The organism is Microbacterium sp. LWO12-1.2, from assembly GCF_040675875.1.
Lineage (GTDB): Bacteria > Actinomycetota > Actinomycetes > Actinomycetales > Microbacteriaceae > Microbacterium.
Window position 1 is genome coordinate 1,472,379 of record NZ_JBEGII010000001.1, and the last position, 23,647, is coordinate 1,496,025.

Sequence of the window (23,647 nt, forward strand, 5' to 3'; positions counted from 1 at the left end):
TCAGATCGCGAAGCCGAGCGCGCGCATCATGTCGCGTCCGTCATCGGTGATCTTCTCTGGACCCCACGGCGGCATCCAGACCCAGTTGATCCGGAACCGGTCGACGACGCTGTCCAGCGCCTGCGCCGTCTGGTCCTCGAGCACGTCCGTCAGCGGGCAGCCCGCACTGGTCAGCGTCATGTGGATGACGAGAGCATCGTTCTCGTCATCCCAGGCGAGATCGTAGATGAGGCCGAGGTCGACGACATTGATCCCCAGTTCGGGGTCCATGACGTCTTTCAGAGCCTCTGTGACCTCGTCATACTTCTGGTCCGTGAGCGTCGCGGTCATGCAGTCAGCCTACGCCTCGAGCGGGGCTGCGGGGTCGAGGAAACGGTCGTATCCTTCGTCCTCGAGCCGATCGGCGAGCTCCGGGCCGCCCTCTTCCACGATCTTGCCGGCGACGACCACGTGCACGAAGTCGGGGCGGATGTAGCGGAGGATACGGGTGTAGTGGGTGATCAGCAGCACGCCGAGTCCCGTCGACTCCTTCGCGCGGTTGACACCCTCGGAGACGATCTTGAGCGCGTCGACGTCGAGACCCGAGTCGGTCTCATCGAGGATCGCGAACTTCGGCTTGAGCACCTCGAGCTGAAGGATCTCGTGGCGCTTCTTCTCGCCGCCGGAGAAGCCCTCGTTGACGTTGCGCTGCGCGAACTTCGGGTCCATGCGCAGGTTCGCCATGGCCGACTTGACATCCTTGGTCCAGCCACGGATGGCCGGCGCTTCGCCGTCGAGTGCCGTCTTCGCGGTACGCAGGAAGTTGGTGACGGTGACTCCGGGGATCTCGACCGGGTACTGCATCGCGAGGAAGAGTCCCGCGCGTGCCCGCTCGTCGACCGTCATCTCCAGCACGTCGGCGCCGTCGAACGTGATGGAACCGCTCGTCACGGTGTACTTGGGGTGGCCGGCGATCGTGTACGCCAGCGTCGACTTGCCTGAGCCGTTGGGGCCCATGATCGCATGGGTCTCACCCGTGTTCATGGTGAGGGTGATTCCGTTGAGGATCGGGGTGGTCCCCGACTCGGTCTCGACCGTCACGTACAGGTCGCGGATCTCGAGAACAGACATTCAGACTTCCTTAATCACGGTCGGGTCGATGAGCACGTCGTCGCCGTCGATCACGACGACGTAGACCGGGACGGGCTCATAAGCGGGGAGATTCTGGGGAACGCCGGTGAGCAGCGAGAACGCGGAGCCGTGGGCCCAGCACTCGACCGTGTCACCTTCGACGAAGCCCTCGGAGAGGGAGATCTCTCCATGGGTGCAGGTGTCGCCGATGGCGTGCACGACACCATCGCCGTCCTTGATGACGGTGATCGCCACTCCGCCCGGGTCGACACGCAGCGGCGTGTCCTGCTCGAGTTCGGAGAGGCCGCAGACGCGCTCGGCGGTCATGCATCCACCGCCGCGAGTTCGGTCTCGATCGCGTCGAGCAGCTCCGTCTCCAGAGCCGGGATGCCGAGTCGCTGCACGATGTCGGTGAGGAATCCGAGCACGACGAGGCGACGTGCCTCCTCTTCGCTGATGCCCCTGGCCTGCAGGTAGAACAGCTGCTCATCATCGAAACGACCGGTCGCGCTCGCGTGGCCGGCGCCGAGGATGTCACCCGTCTCGATCTCGAGGTTCGGGATCGAGTCAGCGCGCGCGCCCTCGGTGAGCACGAGGTTGCGGTTCGCCTCGTAGGAATCGGTGCCGGTGGCGTTCTGCCCGATGAGGACGTCGCCGATCCAGACGCTGTGCGCGCCCTGTCCTTGCAGCGCACCCTTGTAGAGCACGTCACCCTTGGTGCGCGGGCCCTTGTGGTGCAGGTAGACCTGGCTCTCGAGGTGCTGTCCGGCGTCCGCGTAGGACAGCCCGTACAGGTAGCCCTCGGAACCCGCGCCCGCGAGCTCGACGTTGGGGTTCACACGCACGACACCGCCGCCGAAGCTGACCACGAAGTGCTTGAGAGTCGCATCGGCGTCGACACGGGCCTGGTGGGCCGACGTGTGGACAGCGTCATCCTGCCACTGCTGGAGGCTGATGACGGTGAGCTTCGAACCGGGACGCGCGATGATCTCGAGGTTCTGCGTGTACTGGGCGCTGCCGGTGTGCTGCAGAACCACGGTCGCGACGCTGTGCTCGAGCGCCTCGATCACGATGTGGGCGTCGGCGCGGCGGTCGGCGCCGAGTCCCTCGACGGCGAGGAAGATCGGCTCTGCGACCTCTTCCTCGCGCGGGATGCGCACGTGCAGCGCCTCATGGGCCCCCTGCCACGCCACGGCGGCGGTGATGTCTTCCGCGAGGAAGACCTCTCCACGCGGGGCGGTCCCGACGGCAAGAGGTGCTGCGAAGTACCGCTCGCCCGACTGGATGTCGTAGCTCACACCGTCATTGGTCTCGGCGACCTCGAACAGCGAGGCGAGCTGAGCGACAGGAGTGTGCTTCCAGTTGACCTCACGCCCGGTGGGCGCTCCGAAGTCGGACGGCTCGAAGGAGTGCGGTCGCTCCGAGCGGGTCTGCACGGGCACGAAACCTGCGCTGGCCACCTGGGCCGCCGGGTCGACGTGGGCGCTCGTAAGGTGCGACGCCGTCGGCGTCGTCGTCTGGGCCGTCATCTAGCCGACACTTCCATTCATCGTCAGAGGGACGGTCATCCCACACTGCCTTCCATACCCATTTCGATGAGCTTGTTGAGCTCCATCGCATACTCCATCGGCAGTTCCCGCGCGATCGGCTCGATGAAGCCGCGCACGATCATCGCCATCGCCTCGTCCTCGGGCATGCCGCGGGACTGCAGGTAGAACAGCTGCTCCTCGCTGACCTTCGAGACCGTGGCCTCGTGGCCGAGCTGCACGTCGTCGACACGGATGTCGATCGCCGGGTACGTGTCGGAGCGGGACTTGGTGTCGACCAGCAGCGCATCGCAGCGCACGGTGTTCGCCGAGTGGTGTGCCGCTGCGTCGACGCGCACCTCGCCGCGGTAACCCGCACGTCCACCGCCACGGGCGATCGACTTCGAGATGATCGAGGACTGCGTGTACGGCGCCATGTGGATCATCTTCGCGCCGGCGTCCTGGTGCTGCCCTGGTCCGGCGAAGGCGACCGAGAGGGTCTCGCCCTTGGCATGCTCGCCCATCAGGTAGATCGACGGGTACTTCATCGTCACCTTGGAGCCGATGTTGCCGTCGACCCACTCCATCGTGGCGCCCTCATGGGCGACGGCACGCTTGGTGACGAGGTTGTAGACGTTGTTCGACCAGTTCTGGATCGTCGTGTAGCGCACGCGGGCGTTCTTCTTCACGATGATCTCGACCACGGCCGAGTGCAGGGAGTCCGACTTGTAGATCGGAGCCGTGCAGCCCTCGATGTAGTGGACGTAGCTGTCCTCATCGGCGATGATCAGGGTCCGCTCGAACTGGCCCATGTTCTCGGTGTTGATGCGGAAGTACGCCTGCAGCGGGATCTCGACGTGCACGCCCTTGGGGACATAGACGAACGATCCGCCCGACCAGACGGCCGTGTTGAGCGCGGCGAACTTGTTGTCGCCGGCGGGGATCACGGTGCCGAAGTACTCTTCGAAGATCTCCGGGTGCTCACGCAGAGCGGTGTCGGTGTCCATGAAGATGACACCCTGCTCCTCCAGGTCCTCGCGGATCTGGTGGTAGACGACCTCGGACTCGTACTGAGCAGCCACGCCGGCCACGAGGCGCTGACGCTCGGCCTCGGGGATGCCGAGGCGCTCGTAGGTCTCGCGGATCTCCGCGGGAAGGTCTTCCCACGACTGCGCCTGCTTCTCCGTCGAGCGCACGAAGTACTTGATGTTGTCGAAGTCGATCTCGCTGAGATCGGCACCCCACGTGGGCATCGGTTTGCGGCCGAAGAGCTGATAGCCCTTCAGGCGCGTCTTCAGCATCCACTCGGGTTCGTTCTTGAGTGCAGAGATGCCACGGACCACCTCTTCGGAGATCCCTCGCTTCGCAATGGCACCGGCCGCATCGGCGTCGTGCCACCCGAATTCGTACACCCCCAGGCTTTCCAGCTCTGGGCGGTCGATCAGCACATCCGACATCACACTCTCCTTATTGGGCCTCAACGGTGTCATCCGCCCCGACACACCGGATCCCCCGTCGAATCGGCGGGGAGCGGGTGCCGCTGGTGGGCCCTCATCACCGGCGCAGACATCGCGCCTAAACTGTTGACGATGCTTCAGCGCGGTAAGCGCTCATCACAACAATTCGATTCTACAGGTTCCGCCTGGTGGCCGGGCCGTGCTCGCGATGCCACCCGCGGTCCGGAGGACTAATGCCCGAGACGACGATCCCCTCCGCCACGAGTACCGAGGGGCAGGACACCGCAGCAGCGCGCCCCGCATTGTGGGGACGCGCACTCCGGGTTCTCGCGTGGCTGTCGTTCCTCAGCGAGACGATCATCATCGGAACCGGCGGAGCCGTGCGCCTCACCGGGTCCGGACTCGGATGCTCGGACTGGCCGCTCTGCACACCGGAATCACTCGTCCCGATCCTCGAGGTCCAGGGGATCCACGGACTCATCGAGTTCGGGAACCGCCTCATGACGGGCGTGGTCGGCATCATCGCCCTCGCCGTGGTGCTGCTCGTGCTCCACACCATCAGCGGTCGACGCTCGCTCATCCGGGCGCTCTGGTTCGCTGTCGGTGGGATCGTCGCCGCGGGCGTGGCGTTCGCGATCGCTGTCCCGCTCCACATCCCGGCCTCCCCGATCGCCCTGGGCGTGCTCCTTCTCGCGGTCATCGCCGCGGCGGTGCACTCGGTGCGCACGACCCCCGCACGTCGTGACCTGGTCCTGCTCGCCTGGATCACGCTGATCGGCGTAGTGGCGCAGGCCCTCGTCGGCGGCATCACGGTACTCACCGGCCTGAATCCGTTCATCGTCGGCTTCCACTACACCTCCTCGCTGCTCCTGGTGTGCGTCACCGCCGCCTTCCTGGTGCGGCTGTACGAGGCACCAGGCCCACGCGAACGCGCCGTGCCCACTTGGTTCACCATCCTCACCCACGTCACGGGCCTCGCGCTCGCGGTGACCATCGTCTTCGGCGTCCTCACGACCGGCTCCGGCCCGCACTCCGGTGATGCGGACGTGCTGCGTCACGGCTTCGACGCCACGATCCTCGCGCACGTGCACTCCTGGCCCGGGTACATCCTGGCCGCGCTGGTCCTCACGCTCACGATCGCGGCATGGGCGCTGCACCTTCCCCCGCGCCGTTGGCTGCTGGTCCTGGTGCTCGCGATCCTGGTACAGGTCGGCGTCGGCATCTGGCAGGCCAGGGAAGGTCTGCCGCCGCTCCTGGTCGGCATCCACATGGTGCTCGCCTCACTCTCGGCAGCGACCTACACCGTCGTCGTGCTGCACCTGAAGCGCCCGGTCTCCGAGAAGGACTGACCGGAAGCCACCTTCGGACGGCGCACAGTCGATCCATAGGCGGCGCATCGCGGACTCATCAGCGCGTAGGCGATGGTGGTCGACATGAACAAGTCACTGACACGCAGCATCGGCTTCTGGCTCCTTCTCGTCCTCTCCGTGGCTTCCGCGGCTGTGGGCGGGTGGATCATCTCCGGCCATATCGGCACGATGACGAGCACGCTGACCGACGGCACCGCGACCGGCGTCGAGGTCTACGTCGGTCAGTCCCTGGTGGTCGTGGGCGCCGCGCTGCTCGGCGCCGGCGTACTGGGAATCCTTCTCGCCGTCGCTCTCACCGCCGTGCGCGCACTCATCCCGACCGCCGCGCCGGTCGTCGTCGAACCGATCGATTGGACCGCCGAGCCCGACAGCACGATCGAAGAGACCCCCGCGGCATCCACGGAGGCATCGAGCATCGACGATGCTTCCGACGCCGCGCCGGCAGTCGGCACCGCCCCGGAGACAGCACCGACACGCTGACCCAGAAGCTCATACAGAGAAGGAGGGGGCGCCGGATGACGGCACCCCCTCCTTCTGCGTGTGCAGTTCGGATCAGAACGGGAGCAGCGGATCGACCGCGACAGCGACGAAGATCAGCGTGAGGTAGGTGATCGACGCGTGGAAGACGCGCATCGGACGCGGCTCTGTTCCGCGGACCGCCCGGTTGTAGAGACGGTGGGACTCGTAGATGAACCAGCCGCCGAAAACCAGCGCGGAGACCGTGTACACCAATCCCATGTTCGCGATCGGCACCAGCAGGAGCGAGCAGGCCACCGTGGCCCACGCGTACAGGATGACCTGAAGACCGACCTGAGAGGCGTTGCGGGTGACGCCGAGCATCGGCACGTCGACGTCTTCGTAGTCGTCGCGGTACTTCATCGACAGCGGCCAGTAGTGCGGCGGCGTCCACAGGAAGATCAGCAGGAACAGGATGAACGCCGGCCAGTCGAGAGACTCGGTGACCGCGGCCCATCCGATGAGCACCGGGAAGCACCCGGCGATCCCGCCCCACACGATGTTCTGCTCGGTGCGGCGCTTGAGGATCATCGTGTAGATGACGACGTAGAAGAAGATCGCGGCCGCGGAGAGCGTCGCGGCCAGCCAGTTGGTCGTGAACCACAGCCACACCGTCGACACGACGGCGAGCGTCCAGGAGAAGATCAGCGCGCCGCGCGGAGTGATCTCACCCGTCACGAGCGGACGGTTCTCGGTGCGGTGCATGTGCGCGTCGATGTCGCGGTCGAGATACATGTTGAACGACGCAGCAGATCCCGCGCTCAGCGATCCACCGATCACCGTGGCCAGGACCAGCCACATATCGGGCAGACCGCCCTGCGCGAGGAACATCACCGGCACGGTCGAGACCAGCAGGAGTTCCAGGACGCGGGGCTTCGTGAGGGCGACGTAGGCCTTCACCGTACGACCGAGGGACTGCGTCCCCACGGTCTGATCAGACATCGTCGAGATCTCGATCGCCTCCTCCACACGCGTCATGACAACCCTTCCAGTCTAGGGCACCCGACTCGCCGCTCGATCTCCGCGCCCATGCGCCCCCGACGTAAGACAGCGTCAGACGGAATGGGCACACCGCTATGCTGAAAACACTCGCGCCTGGCGCTGTGATCCCCTTCTTCCATGAGGCGGTTGCGCCTGGGCAGATGCGGATGCGCCAGGGAATAACGGCGCCCTTGAAACTGTCGGAAAGGGCATGGACGTGTCGGAATTGCAGTGGGAAGAAATCGATCGGCGCGCGGTGGACACCGCACGAATCCTGGCGGCGGACGCCGTGGAGAAGGTCGGTAACGGCCACCCCGGCACCGCCATGAGCCTCGCGCCGGCCGCGTACCTGCTGTACCAGCGGGTACTCCGTCACGACCCGACGGATACCGACTGGCTCGGCCGTGACCGCTTCATCCTCTCGGTGGGCCACTCCTCGCTCACCCAGTACGTCGAGCTCTACCTCGGCGGTTTCGGTCTCGAGCTCGACGACCTGAAGGCGCTGCGTACATGGGGATCGCTCACCCCCGGGCACCCGGAGTACGGCCACACCAAGGGTGTGGAGATCACCACCGGCCCGCTGGGCCAGGGACTCGCCTCCGCGGTGGGCTTCGCCTACGCCGCCCGCTACGAGCGCGGCCTGTTCGACCCCGAGGCGGCGGCAGGCACCAGCCCGTTCGACCACTTCGTCTACGTGATCGCCGGCGATGGCGACCTGCAGGAGGGCGTCACCAGCGAGGCGTCGTCGCTCGCGGGTCACCAGCAGCTGGGCAACCTCATCGCCATCTACGACTCCAACCAGATCTCGATCGAGGACGACACCAACGTCGCCTTCACCGAGGATGTCGCGAAGCGCTACGAGTCCTACGGCTGGCAGGTGCAGACCGTCGACTGGAAGAAGACCGGAGAGTACGTCGAAGACGTCGCCGAGCTGTACGCCGCGATCGAGGCCGCCAAGGGCGAGACCTCCCGGCCGTCGCTCATCATCCTCAAGACCATCATCGGCTGGCCTTCACCCGGCAAGCAGAACTCCGGCAAGATCCACGGATCCGCCCTCGGTGCGGACGAGCTCGCTGCGACGAAGAAGGTGCTCGGCTTCGACCCCGAGCAGCACTTCGCCGTCGCCGACGACGTGATCGCACACACCCGCGGCCTCGCCGCACGGGCTGCCGAGGCTCGCGCCGAGTGGCAGACCGCGTTCGACGCCTGGGCTGCAGCGAACCCCGAGCGCAAGGAACTGCTCGACCGCCTCGAGTCCGGTGAGCTGCCCAGCGACATCTCGTCGGCGCTCCCGGTGTTCGAGGCCGGGAAGGACGTCTCGACCCGCGCCGCATCGGGTCAGGTCATCAACGCTCTCGCCGCCCAGCTCCCCGAGTTGTGGGGCGGATCGGCCGACCTCGCCGAGTCGAACCTCACCACGATCAAGGGCGCCCCGTCCTTCATCCCGTCGGAGTGGTCCACGCACGAGTGGTCGGGCACCCCGTACGGCCGCGTGCTGCACTTCGGCATCCGCGAGCACGCCATGGGCGCCATCGTGAACGGCATCGTCCTGCACGGCAAGACCCGTGCATTCGGCGGCACCTTCCTGATCTTCAGCGACTACATGCGTCCGGCCGTCCGTCTCGCCGCGCTCATGAACGTGCCCAGCGTGTTCGTCTGGACGCACGACTCCGTCGCCCTCGGTGAGGACGGCCCGACGCACCAGCCGATCGAGCAGATCGCGACTCTGCGCGCCATCCCGAACCTCGCCGTCGTCCGCCCCGCTGACGCGAACGAGACCTCGGAGGCCTGGCTCGAGATCCTGCGCCGCCAGGAGGGTCCGGCCGGCATCGCCTTGACCCGTCAGAACATCCCGGTGTTCGAGCGCGGTGACGGCGCAGCCGAGGGCGAGACCTTCGCCGCCGCATCGAACGTCGCCAAGGGCGCGTACGTGCTCGCCGAGGCGGCAGGTGGCACGCCGGACGTGATCATCATCGCCACCGGCTCCGAGGTGCAGCTGGCAGTCGCCGCCCGTGCCGCACTGGCCGAGGAGGGCATCGGCGTCCGCGTCGTCTCCGCTCCCTCGCTGGAGTGGTTCGATGAGCAGGACGAGGCCTACCGTGAAAGCGTGCTCCCGGCTTCCGTCACCGCCCGCGTGTCGGTCGAGGCCGGTTCCGTGCTCTCGTGGCGCGGCATCGTCGGCGACCGCGGTCGTTCGGTCGGCATCGACCACTTCGGCGCCTCCGCCGACTACAAGACCCTGTTCGAGAAGTTCGGCATCACCACCGAGGCCGTCATCGCGGCCGCTCGCGAGACCATCGCAGCCAACAGCACCAAGGAGAACGCATGAGCACCCCCACCGCACAGCTCGCCGCCGCCGGCGTCAGCATCTGGCTCGACGACCTCTCCCGCACGCGCATCTCGTCGGGCAACCTCGCCGACCTGATCGCCTCGCGCAACGTCGTGGGAGTCACCACGAACCCGACGATCTTCGCGAACGCGATCACCGACAAGAACGACACGTCGTACGACGCCCAGGTCACCGAGCTCGCCGCGACCGGCGCGACCGCGGAAGAGGCGGTCTTCGCCGCCACCACGCAGGACGTCGCCGCCGCACTCGACGTGTTCCGCCCCGTATGGGAAGCGTCGAACCACGTGGACGGCCGCGTCTCGATCGAGGTCTCCCCCGACCTCGCGCATGACACCGACGGCACGGTCGCCCAGGCCAAGCAGCTCTGGGCCAAGGTCGACCGCCCCAACCTGCTCGTGAAGATCCCCGCCACCAAGGCGGGCCTTCCGGCCATCACCGAGGCCATCGCCACCGGGATCAGCGTCAACGTCACGCTGATCTTCAGCCTGGAGCGCTACGCCGAGGTCATCGACGCCTACATCGCCGGACTCGAGCGCGCACACAGTGCGGACTTCGACCTGTCGAGCATCCACTCCGTCGCCTCGTTCTTCGTGTCGCGCGTCGACACCGAGACCGACAAGCGACTGACCGCCATCGGCACCGACGAGGCCGCCGCGCTGAAGAGCAAGGCCGGACTCGCCAACGCACGCCTCGCCTACGAGCTGTTCGAGCAGAAGTTCGCCGAGAAGCGGGCACAGGACCTCATCAAGCTCGGCGCGAACCTGCAGCGTCCGCTGTGGGCCTCGACCGGCGTCAAGGACCCGAACCTGCCCGACACGCTCTACGTGACCGAGCTCGTCGCCGAGGGCGTCGTGAACACGATGCCCGAGAAGACGCTCGAGGCCACGTTCGACCACGGTGTCGTCAGCGGTGACACGATCACCGGCGGCTACGCCGAGGCTCACCAGGTCTTCGCAGACCTGGCCGCTGTCGGTGTCGACTTCGCCGACGTCACCCAGGTGCTCGAGGACGAGGGCGTCGCGAAGTTCATCGACTCCTGGCACGACCTGCTCGCTCAGGTCTCCGAGGGCCTGGAGGCCCAGCGATGACGTTCTCGATCCACGCATCCGGCGCACCGCGCGTCGCGATCGAGGAGACGGTCCCCGGGCTGGTGCGCGACCTCGTCGCGTCACGGATCACGGGCGGCGACAACACCCTCTGGGGTGCTGACGCCGAAGCCGAGGCAGCCGTCCGCCTGGGCTGGGTCGAGGCCGTGTCGATCTCCCGCCCGCTGGTCGCCGAGATCAGCGCCCTCCGAGATGAACTGAATGCCAAGGGCATCACCCGCGTCGTGTTGGCAGGGATGGGCGGATCGTCGCTCGCACCCGAGGTCATCGCGCAGACTGCCGGTGTCCCGCTCACGATCCTCGACTCGACCGCTCCCGGTCAGGTGCTCGCCGCACTCGACCAGGGTCTCGGCGATACCGTGCTCGTCGTCTCGTCGAAGTCGGGTTCCACGGTCGAGACCGACTCGCAGCGTCGCACGTTCGAGGCCGCGTTCCGCGACCTGGGCATCGACCCTGTCGAGCGCATCGTGGTCGTCACCGACCCGGGCTCCCCGCTCGACTCCTCGGCACGCGAGGCCGGCTACCGCGTCTTCAACGCGGACCCGAACGTGGGCGGACGCTATTCGGCGCTCACCGCCTTCGGTCTGGTCCCGTCCGGGCTCGCCGGCGTCGACATCGACGAGCTGCTGAACGAAGCAGAGGCTTCGCTGCTCGAGGTCGCCGTCGACTCTGCCGAGAACCCCGCTCTGCGCCTGGCCGCGGCGATCGCCGCGACCACGCCGCGTCGCGACAAGCTCGGCCTGATCACGGACGGCACCCACATCAAGGGTCTGCCGGACTGGATCGAGCAGCTCATCGCAGAGTCCACGGGCAAGGACGGCACCGGCATCCTGCCCGTCGTGCTGCTCCCGGTCTCGCCCGAGCTGGAGACGCACCCTGCCGACCTGCAGATCGTGCGATTGGTCGACGACGCGAACGAGTTCCACCTGCGCGAGCGTCATGAAGGCGAGATCCTCGTCAGCGGTACCCTCGGCGCCCAGCTCGTCGTGTGGGAGTACGCCACTGCAATCGCCGGGCACCTGCTGGGCATCAACCCGTTCGACCAGCCCGACGTCGAGTCCGCGAAGATCGCCGCCCGCGGTCTGCTGGACGCCCGCCCCGAGCCGACGGCTCCTGCATTCACGCAGGACGGCGTCGAGGTCCGCGTCTCCGACCCCGCACTGGCTGTCTCCGGCACTGTCGAAGGCGTGCTCGACGCGCTCTGGGCTCAGCTCGCGGATGACGGCTACGTGTCGATCCAGGCCTACGTGAACCGGCTCGACGTGCCGCAGCTCCAGGGCCTCCGCGAGCTCGTCGCCGCAGACTCCGGCCGACCGACCACCTTCGGGTGGGGACCGCGGTTCCTGCACTCGACGGGTCAGTACCACAAGGGCGGACCGGCCCAGGGCGTGTTCCTTCAGATCCTGGAGCGCACCGACGTCGATCTCGAGATCCCCGAGCGCCCGTTCACGTTCGGACAGCTCATCGAGGCACAGGCTGCCGGCGACGCCGCAGTGCTGGCCGAGCACGGCCGTCCGGTCGTATCGCTGACGATCACCGATTCGTCCGCCGACGTGCTCACCCTCTTCGAAGCCGCTCAGAAGTAGACAGCAGGAGAATCCCCCACCGATGTCTGTTCCCATCTCGCGCGGGCAGAACCCGCTGCGCGACCCCGACGATCGCCGTCTCAACCGGATCGCGGGGCCCAGCGCTCTCGTGATCTTCGGCGTGACCGGCGATCTCTCGCGCAAGAAGCTCATGCCCGCGGTCTACGACCTCGCCAACCGCGGCCTGCTCCCCCCGGGGTTCGCGCTCGTCGGGTTCGCCCGACGTGACTGGGCGGACCAGGACTTCGCCCAGGTCGTGTACGACGCGGTCAAGCAGCACGCACGTACCCCGTTCCGCGAGGAGACGTGGGCGCAGCTGCTGCAGGGCATCCGCTTCGTGTCGGGCGAGTTCGACAACCCCGACTCGTTCCGCAAGCTGCGAGAGACGATCGATCAGCTCGACATCGAGCGGGGAACCATGGGCAACCACGCGTTCTACCTCTCGATCCCGCCGAAGGACTTCCCGCTCGTCGCGAAGCAGCTCAAGGATTCGGGACTGGTCGGCGAGAACAGCGACGACGACGAGCGCTGGCGGCGCGTGGTCATCGAGAAGCCGTTCGGACACGACCTGGAGTCGGCGCGAGCGTTGAATGCGGCTCTGGAGGTCGCGTTCCCGGCGGACTCGATCTTCCGCATCGACCACTACCTCGGCAAGGAGACGGTGCAGAACATCCTGGCTCTGCGCTTCGCCAACGAGCTGTACGAGCCGATCTGGAACCGCAACTACGTCGACCACGTGCAGATCACCATGGCCGAGGACATCGGTGTGGGCGGACGCGCGGGCTACTACGACGGCATCGGCGCAGCGCGCGACGTGATCCAGAACCACCTGCTGCAGCTGCTCGCGCTCACCGCGATGGAGGAGCCGATCAGCCTCTCCGCCGAGCACCTGCGTGCCGAGAAGGAGAAGGTGCTCGCGGCCGTCCATGTGCCGGAGGACCTCTCGCTCGCCACCGCCCGCGGACAGTACGACGGCGGATGGCAGGGCGGAGAGAAGGTCACCGGTTTCCTGGCCGAGGAGGGCATGAACCCCGAGTCGACCACCGAGACCTACGCCGCGATCAAGCTCGAGATCGACACGCGTCGTTGGGCTGACGTGCCGTTCTACCTGCGCACCGGAAAGCGCCTCGGTCGCCGTGTGACCGAGATCGCCGTGGTCTTCAAGCGCGCCCCGCAGCACCTGTTCGGTCGCGGGAACGCGTCAGAGCTCGGTCAGAACGCCCTGGTGATCCGCGTGCAGCCCGATGAGGGCGTCACGATCCGCTTCGGCTCCAAGGTGCCGGGCAGCGGATCGAACGTGCGCGATGTCACGATGGACTTCGGCTACGGCCACGCGTTCACCGAGGCGAGCCCCGAGGCGTACGAGCGTCTCATCCTCGACGTCCTGCTGGGCGATCCGCCGCTGTTCCCGCGGCACGAGGAGGTCGAGCTCTCCTGGAAGATTCTCGACCCGGTGGAGGAGTACTGGGCAGCCGAGGGCGGCCCTGTGGAGCAGTATGCGCCCGGCTCGTGGGGACCGGCCTCGGCCGACGCCCTGTTGGCCCGCGACGGACGAGTATGGAGACGACCGTGATCATCGACCTTCCCGACACGACGGTCAGCCAGGTCGCCAAGCAGCTGGTGAAGGTGCGCGAGGAGGGCGGCGCGGTCGCACTCGGACGCGTGCTGACCCTCGTCATCTCGGCGCGCAACGGTGTGGCCGAGGCTGCCATCGATGCCGCCAACGACGCCTCTCGCGAGCACCCGATGCGCGTGATCGTCATCACGACCGGTGACGGCGATTCCCGACTCGACGCGCAGATCCGCGTCGGTGGCGACGCCGGAGCCAGCGAGGTCGTGGTCCTCCGCGCGTTCGGCGATGCCGCGAGCAACGAGGAGAGCCTGATCACCGGCCTGCTCCTGCCCGATGCTCCTGTCGTCGCCTGGTGGCCGGAAGCGGCCCCCGTGAACCCTGCGCAGTCCCCGCTCGGCAAGATCGCGCAGCGACGCATCACGGATGCCGCGACCGCGAGCGATGTGCGCGACCGCCTCGCCCTCCTCGGCGAGACCCACGCCCCCGGAGACACGGATCTCGCCTGGACGCGCCTGACACACTGGCGCGAGCAGCTCGCCGCCGTGCTCGATCAGCCGCCCTACGAGGAGATCACCGGCGTCGAGGTTCGCGGTGCCGCCGCATCGCCCTCGACCGCGCTGCTGGCCGCGTGGCTGCAGATGGCCCTCGAGGTTCCCGTGAGCTGGTCGTACGAGGACCCGTCGCATTGGGAAGAAGGCATCAAGTCGGTGCGTCTGACCCGTGCATCCGGAGACATCCTGCTGGAGCGACCGACGCCCGGTGTGGCGGTTCTCACGCAGCCCGGTCAGCCGAACCATGACCTGCACCTGCCGCGCCGCACCCTGCGCGAGTGCCTCGCGGAGGAGCTGCGCCGACTGGACCCCGACGTCCTGTACGGTCGAGTCATCACCGAGGGCTGGGAGAAGCTGGGTCCGCCCGAGACAGGAGAATGATGTCGTCGCAGACACCGTCCGCAGAGAAGCGGGTCGTGGTCGAACCCACGCCCGCTGCCCTCGCCACGAGCGTGGCCGAACGATTCCTGACGCGGGTGCGTGCGCGCACCCGCAACGGTCGGATCGCCCACATCGCCCTGACCGGCGGCTCTATGGGCGGCGCGGTGCTGCGCGCGACCGCGGAGCATCCGCGGTGCGCATCGATCGACTGGTCGCTCGTGCATTTCTGGTGGGGCGATGAGCGGTTCGTCCCCCGCGACGATCCCGACCGCAACTCGCTGCAGTCGCGCCAGGCGCTTCTCGATCACATCCCGGTCCCTCCGGAGAACGTGCACGAGGTCGCGGGCCCCGACTCCGGGCTCACCCTCGATGAGTCGGCCGCGGCCTACGCCGCAGAGCTGGCGCGCTTCGGCACCCCTGAGCACGCGTGGCCGTCCTTCGCGGTGTGCTTCCTCGGCGTCGGACCGGATGGACACATCGCCTCGCTCTTCCCGGATCGCGATGAGGTCACGGTCACGGATGCTGCCGCGCTTCCGGTGCGCGACTCCCCCAAGCCGCCACCCGAGCGGGTCACGCTGACGCGCCCGGTCCTCAATTCCTCGAAGCGCGTGTGGCTCGTGATGACCGGAGCCGACAAGGCGTCCGCGCTCGGTCTGGCACTCGCCGGTGCGAGCTACACGAGCGTGCCCGCCGCGGGAGCCAAGGGTCGCAAGCGCACCGTGTTCTTCGTCGACGAAGCGGCCGCTGCCGAGGTCTCCCCCGATCTGATCGATCCGGCTTACTGAGTCCTGATCGCCGCTTCGACGGGTGTCCGCGCCCGGCTACGGTGCGTTCGGCGAGCCCGGGAGCGGGTCGCCGGGATGAGCGGAATCACTCGGCGGCGTCGCTGCTGCGCCTCCGGAAGGCGCGCTGCCTCGGGTGATGCCCAACTCCTGGCTGTCGCTGAGCACCTGCGGGTGGTACCGGGCGAGACCGATGACACCCCAGACAGCGATCGCCCCGGCGACGCCGAAGATCACGAGCACCCACGGCGGGGCGGCCGAGGCCTCGCCGAGGATCACCATTCCGATGAGCACCGCGATGAGCGGGTCCACGACGGTGAGTCCGGCGATCACGAGGTCAGGCGGTCCCGAGCTGTAGGCGGTCTGCACGAAGTACGCGCCGACGGCCGAGGCGGCGACCAGCGCCAGGACGCAGATCGCCGTGATCCACTCGAAGTCGCCCGCCTCGATGCGCTTGATGACGACCTTGGCGAGCGTCGCGACGAAACCGTAGAGGATGCCGGCGCCGATGACGTAGAAGAGGGCGCGCATACGATGCCGGAGTATCAACCAGCAGGCACCGAGGATGATGATCACCACGAGCAGGATCGCCAGGATGACGAACAGCTCTCGATCGGTGATGTCCTGCTCGGTGGCGAAGATCGCCGCGAAGAAGACGAAGAGGAAGATGCCTCCCACGCAGCAGACGATCGCCGTGATCGACTGTCTGGTCGGGGAATGACCGGAGATGCGCGCGTTGAGCAGCGTCGTGATCACGAGCGCGATCGCGCCGAGCGGCTGCACGACGATGAGCGGAGCCTTCACCAGTGCGGCGAGCTGACACACGATCGCGAGCCCGAGCATCAACGTTCCGAGGATCCACGACGGGCGTGTGAGCAGCCCCTTGAGCTGGGTGACACTGAGCCCGGAGGTGCCCGTCGACCCGCTGAGCCGCTCGACCTTCTCCACGCCGCGGTGCTGATACTGGGCACCCAGCGACATGAAGACCGCACCGGCCAGCGCCAGCGGGATACCGAGCAGCAGCCCGGGGTTCTGGAACGCGCCGACGAGCTGGTCGCCGACGTCTTCCACCGCGTTCATCCATACCCCTGCGCTCACACTAAGACACTACCCGGCCCACCCCGCGCACTAGGGTTGTGACGTGGCTGTACTTCCGATTCGCATAATGGGCGACCCCGTTCTGCACTCCCCCGCCTCCCGTGTCGACGAGATAACGGACGACGTCCGCACGCTCGTCGCCGACATGTTCGAGACCATGGACAAGGCGCCGGGCGTCGGTCTCGCGGCCCCGCAGGTCGGCGTGGCACTCCGCATCTACACATACTCGTACGTCGATGACGACGATCAGCCGTGGCGCGGTGTGCTCATCAATCCCGAGCTCTGGATGACCCCGCTCGAGCCCGGCGACCCCGATCCCGATCTGGAGTCCGAAGGCTGCCTGTCCTTCCCCGGGGAGCGATTCCCCCTGCGCCGTTCAGAGCGGGTTCGCGTCACCGCCACCGATCTCGACGGACAACCGGTCTCGATCGAGGTCGACGGCTGGCGGGCGCGCATCATGCAGCACGAGTTCGACCACCTCGACGGCATCCTCTACGTCGATCGCCTCTCGGACGGCGATTGGAAGACCGTTCAGAAGATCTCTCGCAAGCGTGGATGGGGACGACCGGGTTCGAGTTGGATGCCCGGAGTCGACGACCTCGAAGGCTGACACCGGCGGTGCGAAGACCGGGACCGCTCCCAGCCGACGCACAGCACTTTTCGAGTTGCATCACAGACTCCCTGACGGCTAGCGTTTTCGACGCGGGTGTCTGTCATGCCCGCACATGGGACTCTGGAGGGGAACAATCATGATGAAACTGCGCAAGCGACGCGCTCTGGTGCTGGCCGGCTCGGCTCTGGCACTCACGGTCGCCCTGAGCGGCTGTAGCGCCATCAACAGCTTCATCGGCGGCGGCACCGCCGACGCCGACCGCGACGAAGAGACCGGACAGGTCACCGAGAGCGCGAACATCGGCATCTTCGCCCTCAAGGTCGGCGACTGCAAGCTGGAGAGCCCGAGCGGCCTGCTCGAGGACGCCGACGTCGTGCCGTGCACGGAGGAACACGACGAAGAGGTCTATCACGAGATCACGATGCCTGACGGCGAGTTCTCGGAAGAGGACGTCGACGCCGCTGGCCAGGAGTGCGTCGGAGACGCATTCACCAACTTCGTCGGCATCACGTGGGAAGAGTCGACCCTGGACGTCTACCCGATCAACCCGACCAAGGACACTTGGGAGCAGCTGAACGACCGTGTCGTCCAGTGCGTCATCTCGGACCCGGCCGGCCCGCTCACCGTGTCGCTCAAGGGCGCTGCGCGCTGATCTGAAGATCGTCACCGAGAAGGCCCCGTCGTTCACTCGGCGGGGCCTTCTCGCGCACCAGGCGAACCTGTGTGTAGGCGAACGCCGGCTAGCGCAGGCGCCCCCGCGGTCGTGGGAACGGGATCAGCCACCAGAGCGGACTGCGCAGTGGCTTCGGATCCAGCGACAGCCAGACGCGGCGATCGAAGACGAACCGCCGCACGTGGAATCCGCTCTCGAGCCCGCAGACGACCGGCACCAGCGGTAGCAGCATCGCGGGATCTCCGCGTTCGAAACCCCCGGGCGAGCTGATGACCATCGCCATCGAGACGGCGGCCGGAACGAGCGCGGCACCGACAACCCCCCAGAGAGCGGCCGCCCACAGCGACAGCCGAGGCGCGACTCGGTCGCGACTGTCGTCGGCATCTGACCCGAGCACCGGTTCCGAGGAGCGGTCTACCACCGCGCCAGTCTTTCATGGTGCGACTGCCGGATCGCACGCGCATCAGCACAGACTGCCCGCGCGCCGCAGCCATCCGATGCGGGGCAAAAGGGAAGGGCCCGGAACTCAGAGGAGTTCCGGGCCCTTATTGGCTCCCCGGCTTGGACTCGAACCAAGAACCTGCCGGTTAACAGCCGGCTGCTCTGCCAATTGAGCTACCGAGGAATGTGCTCCGCTGCGCGGGCAACTCGACAAGCTTAGCAAACTCCGCGCGCTACTCGTGACACGAGAGACGCTTCTCGGTCCCTCGGGCGTGTCGCGTTCAGTGCTGCGAATCCGCCTCGGCGTTCGGCACCCAGAGCAGGTCCTTGCCGACGCCTCGCGCGACCACATGACCGCTGCGCAGCATGAGCGTCTCGGCGTTGAGTTCCCGGATGAAGTCGGCATCGTTCGTGACGAGCAGCGCCGCCATCCCCTGCTCCTTGCGCCGCCTCGTGATGGCGTCGAAGACGACAGGACGCACCTCGAGATCGAGGTTGGCGAGAGGCTCGTCGGCGATCAGCACCTGGGGCTCGAGGATGAAGGAGCGAGCGATCGCGACGCGCTGCCGCATGCCCGCGCTGAGCTCGTAGGGGAACTTCGCCGCCGTGCCGAGTGGAAGATGGAGTTCGTCGAGGAGCGTGGCCACACGGATCGACAACGCCTTCGAATTCACGCGCTTCTCGCGGATGAGGATCGGCTCGGCGATCACCTCGTTCACGGTGAGGCGCGGTGGCAGGTCGCCTCCGGCACCCTGCGGCACGAAACCCGTGCGATACGTGAGGATGCGGTGCTTGCGCCCAGGGCGTCGTACGTCCACTCCGCAGACGTGCGCGCTGCCGCCGACCACCCGCACGGAAGGGTCGGTGGAACCTGCGAGAGCAGCCACCAGCGTCGACTTCCCCGAACCGGTGGGACCGGCGACGCAGATCAGGTTCCCCGGAGCGAGCGAGAACGTCACTCCGTCGACCGCACGCGTCGGCAGCCCGTGCCCGATACGGTCGATGACCAGATCGGAGCACTCGATCGCATTCTGGGATTCCGGTCGTCGAGGCATGACTCCATCCTGCCGTGCCGCTGGAGGCGAGCCGGGTTACGACTCGGCGAACCGCTGACGCTCTGCGTCGATGTCCCGCAACCGCATGCGCAGCGCCCGCCCGCCGTCGGAATCAGCAGGCACGCGCTGCACGGCGCCGAGCATCTCCTGCTTCTCATGCTCGAGCTGGCGCAGGATGAGGCGTCGGGCGAGATCGGCGACGGTCGCCACCGCGCGCTCCTCGTCACGCGCGGGGAACGGCGTCATCAGCAACTCGCCACCGAGCGATCGGTAGGGTTCTCGCACGTTGTTGACGGCTTCGGTGACCCACCCCGCCCTGGTGCGATCGGGTGCGGCCGCCACGGCCTCACGCACCGCATCCAGTCCCGCCGTACGGAACGGTGTGCTGAGGGCCCGGTTGAGCAGCGCCTGGTCCACCTGGTGCCCGTACTGCAGGGCGCCCATCAGGGCATCGCGTTCCACCGCGACATCGGGTGATCGGGGCAGGCTCGCCAGAGTGACAGGTGCGATCCCCGGTGCCCCGGACACCGGATCGGTCGGCACCTGCTGCTCCCTGTGCGCAGGAGCTGCAGTCGCACCCCCGCGCGAAGAGCGCTCGACCTCGTTGTGCACTTCTGTCGGGTCCATCCCGAGACGCCGTGCGAGCACGCGTTCGTATCCAGGGCGCAGCAGTCGGTCGCGGATCTCGGCGACGATCGGTGCGGCTCCGCGCAGCGCACCGACGCGCCCCTCCACCGTCGACAGATCGAAGCCGGCAAGCTTGCGGTCCATCGCGAACTCGAACATGGGGACCTTGGTGTCCATCAGGCCGCGCACAGCCGCATCCCCGCGCTGCAGGCGCAGGTCGCAGGGATCGAGGCTGTCAGGGGCGACCGCGACGAATGTCTGCGCGTTGAAGCGGTCGTCCTCGGTGAACGCACGCAGTGCGGCCTTCTGGCCGGCCTCATCGCCGTCGAAGGTGAACACGACCTCGCCGGAGGCGTTGTCGTCGCCCATCACGCGCCGCAGCACCTTGATGTGCTCGGTGCCGAACGCCGTGCCACAGGTCGCCACCGCGGTCGTGAGGCCGGCCAGGTGGCACGCCATCACGTCGGTGTACCCCTCGACCACCACGACCCGACGGGGGTCTCCGCGGGCGATGTCGCGCTTGGCGAGATCGAGTCCGTAGAGCACCTGGGCCTTCTTGTAGATCGGGGTCTCCGGGGTGTTCAGATACTTCGGACCCTGGTCGTCGTCGAAGAGCTTGCGCGCCCCGAACCCGATCGTCTGGCCGGACACGTCGCGGATCGGCCACACGAGCCGCCCACGGAAGCGGTCGTACACGCCGCGCTGTCCCGTGGAGACGAGCCCTGCGGTACTGAGCTCCTCGCGCGTGAACCCCTGCGCGGTGAGGGCCTTCAGCATCCCGTCCCATCCGCGGGGCGCGAAGCCGACACCGAAGTGGGCCGCCGCGCCGGCGTCGAACCCGCGCTCGCCCAGGAAGCGGCGTCCTGCCTCGGCGTCCGGCGACAGCAGCTGTGCACGGAAGAACTCCGCAGCAGCCGTGTTCGCGGCATACAGCCGACTCCGTCCGCTCGTCTCGGGGGCCGCACCGCCGTCTTCGTAGTGCAGGGTGTAGCCGATGCGGCCGGCCAGACGCTCCACCGCCTCGGTGAAGCTGACGTGGTCCATCTCCCGCAGGAACGAGTACACATCGCCGGACTCACCGCAGCCGAAGCAGTGGTAGTACCCGACCTGCTGGCGCACATGGAAGCTCGGGCTCTTCTCGTCATGGAACGGGCACAGGCCCTTGAGTGATCCGACGCCGGCCGACTTCAGCGCGACGCGTTCGCCCACGATGTCGGCGATGTTCGTGCGCGCCTTGACCTCGTCGACGTCGGCTTGACGGATGCGCGGCATCAGACGGCCCCTTCGGCGATGGCCTGCCTCTCGGCGCCGCCTCGCAGTGCGGGACGAGTGTGACGTGCGTTGCGCGGCGTCCAGATCCCGACCTCGGCAGGGTCGATCTCGCCGACCAGCCGGTTATGCCAGTCGATCGCGCTCTGATCGGTGAGGCTCGCGATCTGATCGACGATGACGCGGGAGCGCTCGTCGTCGCTGTCCGCGGCGAGGAAGTCGGCGGCGAACGCCGGCTCGAGCACATCGGCGCCTGCGGACCACAGGGCGTCGGTCGACCAGAGCACGTCGGCGAGTCGCTTCAGCACGCGCCGCTGCTCCTTGTACACGCCCTTTCGGGCATCGATCGTGACGATCGCCTGGCCCATGATGCCCTTGAGCACCGCGATCTCGACCTCGATCACGCGCGGCACGACCACGTGCGCGTTGTAGCGCACCAGCGCCGGCCCCGCGTAGGCGTCACGAGTCGCCGAGACCGCTGCTTTCGCGAAGCGTCCGATCAGGTCGCTCGTGAGGTTCTTCAGACGGGCGAGATCCTGGCGGGAACGGTCGAACGAGCCGAGCCACATGGACTGCGTGGCCAGCCGGTAGAGCGCATCGGCGAGTTCATCGCGTGTGAAGTCGTAGCCGACCCACTGCTGGATGCGTCCGAGGAGCGCTTCGTGCTGGCGGGGGTCGGAGAGCTGCGCCACATCGACGTATCCGTTGACGATCGCATCCTCGAAGTCGTGCACGGAGTAGGCGATGTCGTCGGAGAGGTCCATGATCTCCGCCTCGATGCAACGCAGACGCCCCGGGGCACCCTCGCGCATCCACCGGAACACGGCCTCGTCCTCGGGGTAGACGCCGAACTTCAAGCGCCCACCGGGGTCAGGCACAGGGCTGTCGACGGTCCACGGGTACTTGCACGTCGCGTCGAGGCTCGCACGCGTGAGGTTGAGCCCGACGGAGTGATCATTCTCGTCGAGGACCTTCGCCTCGAGACGTGTGAGGATGCGCAGCGACTGGGCGTTGCCCTCGAAGCCGCCGATGTTCTCGGCCCATTCGTTCAACGCCCGCTCGCCGTTGTGCCCGAACGGCGGGTGACCGAGGTCGTGACTCAGGCACGCGGTGTCGACGACGTCAGCGGAGACGCCGAGCGCCGTGGCGAGCTCTCGCCCGACCTGGGCTACCTCGAGCGAATGGGTCAGCCGGTTGCGTGCGAAGTCGGCGGTGCTGGCAGGGCTCAGCACCTGCGTCTTGGCCGCGAGTCGGCGCAGTGCGGCAGAGTGCAGCACTCGCGCCCGGTCCCTGGCGAAATCATTACGCTCCGAGCGGTGGGTCTCCGCGACGAAACGCTCGGCGTCGCGCGGGTCGTAACCGTCGGCGCGCGTGCGCGCCGAACCGGTCGAAGGGTCAACCGCCACTGTTCTCGATCTCCGCTCCACGCATCATCTCCGAGGTCGAGGCCGCGATCTCGCGCGACTCCAGCCATTTGTCCGGCAGTGCCGTGCGCTTGGCGTGCCCCGCGCGGCCGCGCTGCCCCTCGGCGTCAGCCCCGGGATAGGGGGCGGAGTGGTCGAGACGGGCGAGCAGCTCGTCGATCTCGGCGAGGCTGGATGACGTGGCGAGTCCGGTGCGGATGTCTCCACCGACCGGATAGCCCTTGAAGTACCACGACACGTGCTTGCGGATGTCGCGGCAACCGCGATCCTCGTCCTCGAAGAACTCGACGAGGAGTTCCGCGTGCCGCTTGAAGGCGTCGGCCACGAAGCCGAGTGTCGCATCGACCGTCTTGCCTTCGCCGCCGAACGCCGTGGCCAGCTCGCCGAAGAGCCAGGGGCGACCGAGGCATCCGCGACCCACGACGACGCCGTCGCAATCGGTCTGCTCCATCATGCGCACGGCGTCGTCCGCCGACCAGATGTCTCCGTTGCCGAGCACCGGGATGCTGGTGACAGCCTGCTTGAGTTCGCCGATCGCGTTCCAGTCGGCGTGCCCGGAGTAGTACTCGCCTGCCGTGCGCGCATGCAGCGCGATGGCGGCCACTCCGGCGTCCTCGGCAGCGCGCCCTGCGTCGAGGAAGGTGAGGTGGTCACGATCGATGCCCTTGCGCATCTTGACTGTGAGGGGGATGTCTCCCGCGGCCTTCACTGCCTGCGTGACGATGTCGGAGAACAGCGAGCTCTTCCAGGGAAGCGCAGCTCCCCCGCCCTTACGGGTGACCTTCGGCACCGGGCACCCGAAGTTGAGGTCGATGTGATCGGCGTGGTCTTCGGCCACGATGATGCGCACCGCGTCGGCGATCGTCTTCGGGTCGACGCCGTAGAGCTGGATCGAGCGCGGCGTCTCGGACTCGTGGTGGCGGATCAGCCGCATGGTCGTCTCGTTGCGCTCGACGAGCGCGCGCGAGGTGATCATCTCGCTGACGTAGAGACCGGCGCCGTACTCACGGCACAGACGACGGAAAGCGGTGTTCGTGATCCCCGCCATGGGCGCGAGGACGACCGGCACGTCGAGGTCGATGGGACCGATGCGAAGCGTGCGCGGGGAAGCGGTGGCGAGAGTCATGTCCCCTCCATTCTCCCAGACGCGGAGCCCAT

22 protein-coding genes and 1 tRNA gene are annotated in these 23,647 nt (G+C 67.5%); 10 read left to right on the forward strand and 13 right to left on the reverse strand.

Annotated elements, in window-relative coordinates; genetic code table 11:
• From MRBLWO12_RS07020 to sufB, 5 genes are read right to left on the reverse strand one after another with little or no spacing between them, the layout of a single operon-like run.
• Positions 1–330 carry a metal-sulfur cluster assembly factor gene (locus MRBLWO12_RS07020; RefSeq protein ID WP_045280093.1) on the reverse strand — a complete coding sequence of 110 codons (330 nt, stop codon included), beginning with the start codon at positions 328–330 and terminating at the stop codon, positions 1–3.
• A 9-nt stretch (positions 331–339) separates the two neighbouring features.
• Positions 340–1,110, reverse strand: a complete 771-nt coding sequence (gene sufC / locus MRBLWO12_RS07025) for a Fe-S cluster assembly ATPase SufC (protein ID WP_247630307.1) — start codon at positions 1,108–1,110, stop codon at positions 340–342.
• The gene (locus MRBLWO12_RS07030; RefSeq protein WP_363554005.1) at positions 1,111–1,437 is read right to left on the reverse strand and encodes a Rieske 2Fe-2S domain-containing protein; all 327 of its coding nucleotides are present in this window, start codon (positions 1,435–1,437) and stop codon (positions 1,111–1,113) included.
• Positions 1,434–2,639, reverse strand: coding sequence for a Fe-S cluster assembly protein SufD (gene sufD / locus MRBLWO12_RS07035; protein WP_363554007.1), 1,206 nt, complete (start codon positions 2,637–2,639; stop codon positions 1,434–1,436). Before sufD ends, MRBLWO12_RS07030 begins: the two co-directional genes overlap by 4 nt.
• Positions 2,640–2,674: 35 nt before the next feature.
• Positions 2,675–4,093: a Fe-S cluster assembly protein SufB gene (gene sufB / locus MRBLWO12_RS07040; RefSeq protein ID WP_363554009.1), complete on the reverse strand. Its 1,419-nt coding sequence runs from the start codon at positions 4,091–4,093 to the stop codon at positions 2,675–2,677.
• 233 nt (positions 4,094–4,326) lie between these two features.
• Here sufB and MRBLWO12_RS07045 point away from each other — a divergent pair, with 233 nt between their 5' ends.
• Both MRBLWO12_RS07045 and MRBLWO12_RS07050 read left to right on the forward strand, forming a co-directional pair.
• Positions 4,327–5,442 (forward strand): COX15/CtaA family protein, encoded by a 1,116-nt coding sequence (locus MRBLWO12_RS07045; protein WP_363554011.1) that lies wholly within the window; start codon positions 4,327–4,329, stop codon positions 5,440–5,442.
• Between the two features lie 84 nt (positions 5,443–5,526).
• Positions 5,527–5,943, forward strand: a complete 417-nt coding sequence (locus tag MRBLWO12_RS07050; protein ID WP_363554013.1) for a hypothetical protein — start codon at positions 5,527–5,529, stop codon at positions 5,941–5,943.
• Positions 5,944–6,015: 72 nt separating this feature from the next.
• Here MRBLWO12_RS07050 and MRBLWO12_RS07055 read toward each other — a convergent pair whose 3' ends face one another.
• A complete protein-coding gene (locus MRBLWO12_RS07055) occupies positions 6,016–6,921 on the reverse strand; it encodes a heme o synthase (RefSeq protein WP_363558550.1) in 906 nt (301 codons plus the stop codon).
• A gap of 250 nt (positions 6,922–7,171) precedes the next feature.
• On the opposite strand from MRBLWO12_RS07055, the gene tkt reads away from it, so the two are divergent.
• Genes tkt through pgl form a run of 6 tightly spaced genes read left to right on the forward strand, consistent with a single transcriptional unit; the run spans position 7,172 to position 15,292 of the window.
• A complete protein-coding gene (gene tkt / locus MRBLWO12_RS07060; RefSeq protein WP_414685454.1) occupies positions 7,172–9,289 on the forward strand; it encodes a transketolase in 2,118 nt (705 codons plus the stop codon).
• Positions 9,286–10,398: a transaldolase gene (gene tal / locus MRBLWO12_RS07065; protein WP_363554017.1), complete on the forward strand. Its 1,113-nt coding sequence runs from the start codon at positions 9,286–9,288 to the stop codon at positions 10,396–10,398. The genes tkt and tal overlap by 4 nt, the downstream gene beginning before the upstream one ends.
• Positions 10,395–12,002 (forward strand): glucose-6-phosphate isomerase, encoded by a 1,608-nt coding sequence (locus MRBLWO12_RS07070; protein WP_363554019.1) that lies wholly within the window; start codon positions 10,395–10,397, stop codon positions 12,000–12,002. The genes tal and MRBLWO12_RS07070 overlap by 4 nt, the downstream gene beginning before the upstream one ends.
• A gap of 22 nt (positions 12,003–12,024) precedes the next feature.
• Entirely contained in the window at positions 12,025–13,575 is a 1,551-nt protein-coding gene (zwf, locus tag MRBLWO12_RS07075; protein ID WP_363554021.1) for a glucose-6-phosphate dehydrogenase, read from the forward strand.
• Positions 13,572–14,507 (forward strand): glucose-6-phosphate dehydrogenase assembly protein OpcA, encoded by a 936-nt coding sequence (locus tag MRBLWO12_RS07080; protein WP_363558552.1) that lies wholly within the window; start codon positions 13,572–13,574, stop codon positions 14,505–14,507. The genes zwf and MRBLWO12_RS07080 overlap by 4 nt, the downstream gene beginning before the upstream one ends.
• On the forward strand, positions 14,507–15,292 hold the full coding sequence (gene pgl / locus MRBLWO12_RS07085) for a 6-phosphogluconolactonase (RefSeq protein WP_363554023.1): 786 nt from the start codon (positions 14,507–14,509) through the stop codon (positions 15,290–15,292). Before MRBLWO12_RS07080 ends, pgl begins: the two co-directional genes overlap by 1 nt.
• Positions 15,293–15,328: 36 nt before the next feature.
• Here the strand turns inward: pgl and MRBLWO12_RS07090 are convergent, their stop codons facing one another.
• Positions 15,329–16,369 carry a DMT family transporter gene (locus tag MRBLWO12_RS07090; protein WP_363554025.1) on the reverse strand — a complete coding sequence of 347 codons (1,041 nt, stop codon included), beginning with the start codon at positions 16,367–16,369 and terminating at the stop codon, positions 15,329–15,331.
• Between the two features lie 61 nt (positions 16,370–16,430).
• Between MRBLWO12_RS07090 and def the strand changes: the two genes are divergently transcribed.
• Complete coding sequence (gene def, locus MRBLWO12_RS07095; RefSeq protein ID WP_363554027.1) at positions 16,431–16,997, forward strand: peptide deformylase; 567 nt, start codon at positions 16,431–16,433, stop codon at positions 16,995–16,997.
• A 139-nt stretch (positions 16,998–17,136) separates the two neighbouring features.
• On the forward strand, positions 17,137–17,652 hold the full coding sequence (locus MRBLWO12_RS07100; RefSeq protein ID WP_363554029.1) for a septum formation family protein: 516 nt from the start codon (positions 17,137–17,139) through the stop codon (positions 17,650–17,652).
• An 88-nt stretch (positions 17,653–17,740) separates the two neighbouring features.
• On the opposite strand, the gene MRBLWO12_RS07105 is transcribed toward MRBLWO12_RS07100, so the two are convergent.
• The 6 genes from MRBLWO12_RS07105 to dusB form a co-directional block, all read right to left on the reverse strand.
• Entirely contained in the window at positions 17,741–18,094 is a 354-nt protein-coding gene (locus tag MRBLWO12_RS07105) for a hypothetical protein (protein ID WP_363554031.1), read from the reverse strand.
• A gap of 128 nt (positions 18,095–18,222) precedes the next feature.
• Positions 18,223–18,298, reverse strand: a tRNA-Asn gene (locus tag MRBLWO12_RS07110).
• 97 nt (positions 18,299–18,395) lie between these two features.
• A complete protein-coding gene (locus MRBLWO12_RS07115) occupies positions 18,396–19,169 on the reverse strand; it encodes an ATP-binding cassette domain-containing protein (protein ID WP_363554033.1) in 774 nt (257 codons plus the stop codon).
• A 36-nt stretch (positions 19,170–19,205) separates the two neighbouring features.
• Entirely contained in the window at positions 19,206–21,068 is a 1,863-nt protein-coding gene (gene dnaG, locus MRBLWO12_RS07120) for a DNA primase (RefSeq protein WP_363554035.1), read from the reverse strand.
• A complete protein-coding gene (locus MRBLWO12_RS07125; RefSeq protein ID WP_363554037.1) occupies positions 21,068–22,471 on the reverse strand; it encodes a deoxyguanosinetriphosphate triphosphohydrolase in 1,404 nt (467 codons plus the stop codon). Before MRBLWO12_RS07125 ends, dnaG begins: the two co-directional genes overlap by 1 nt.
• Positions 22,461–23,615: a tRNA dihydrouridine synthase DusB gene (gene dusB / locus MRBLWO12_RS07130; protein ID WP_363554039.1), complete on the reverse strand. Its 1,155-nt coding sequence runs from the start codon at positions 23,613–23,615 to the stop codon at positions 22,461–22,463. Before dusB ends, MRBLWO12_RS07125 begins: the two co-directional genes overlap by 11 nt.
• Positions 23,616–23,647: the final 32 nt, after the last annotated feature.